General features: G+C 77.1%; 1 protein-coding gene and 1 pseudogene. Both read right to left on the bottom strand.

Going from position 1 to position 660, the window contains the following annotated elements; translation table 11 throughout:
- Window positions 1–26: 26 nt before the first annotated feature.
- The gene (locus tag ABD249_RS15890; protein WP_344345162.1) at window positions 27–203 is read right to left on the bottom strand and encodes a DUF4244 domain-containing protein; all 177 of its coding nucleotides are present in this window, start codon (window positions 201–203) and stop codon (window positions 27–29) included.
- A gap of 176 nt (window positions 204–379) precedes the next feature.
- A pseudogene (locus ABD249_RS15885) lies at window positions 380–660 on the bottom strand (hypothetical protein); the annotation flags it as partial.

Here is a 660-nt window from a genome sequence, read left to right as displayed (position 1 = left end):
CTCGCCGCGGCGGTCGCCCCTGCACCTCACTGCTGGACCGTGAGCGCACGCTGCACCATGTCGGTGAGGAGCTGCCGCACCTCGGCGCTGCGCAGGATCACCACCAGCAGTCCGGCGAAGCCCACCGCCGCCATCGTCGCCACGACGTACTCCGCGGTCGCCGCGCCCGTCTCGTCGCCCACGATCGTCCTCAGCCTGGCCATGCGCGCTCCCCCGATCTCCCGGCGGACCCCTGCGGCGTCCGCGACCGCGCACCGTGCGCGGGCTGCACACGATGGCGGCCCCGTCGGCGCCCGCGCCGCGCGTCCCCGGTCGCTGTGGACGACGGCGGCCTGTGGAGACGCGCTCCGGCGAGCCTGCGACGGCCCCGCGGGACGGCTCACGCGATCGGTCCGATCGCCTGCTGCAGCATCGTGAGCACGAGCGGCACGATCGCGAGCAGGCCGAAGGCCGGGAGCACGCACACGCCGAGCGGCACGACCAGCAGCACGGACGCGCGCTCGGCGCGCTCCTGCCCCGCGAGCCGCTCGCGCATGCGGGCCGCCTCCGCCTCGGCATGCAGGAGCGCGGCCGCCGGGACGCCCGCGGCCTGGGCGATGCGCAGCGTCTCTTCGATCGCGGCGGCGTCGACGTCCGCGACGCCGCGGCTCGCGAGCGCGG

This window comes from Agrococcus versicolor (assembly GCF_039531815.1).
GTDB lineage: Bacteria > Actinomycetota > Actinomycetes > Actinomycetales > Microbacteriaceae > Agrococcus > Agrococcus versicolor.
Note: the sequence above shows the minus strand (reverse complement) of the source record. Positions and strands in the feature narration are given on the sequence as shown.

Excerpts from the sequence above, each read along its gene's own strand:
- ABD249_RS15890 (WP_344345162.1), bottom strand. The coding sequence starts at position 203 with ATGGCCAGGCTGAGGACGATCGTGGGCGACGAGACGGGCGCGGCGACC.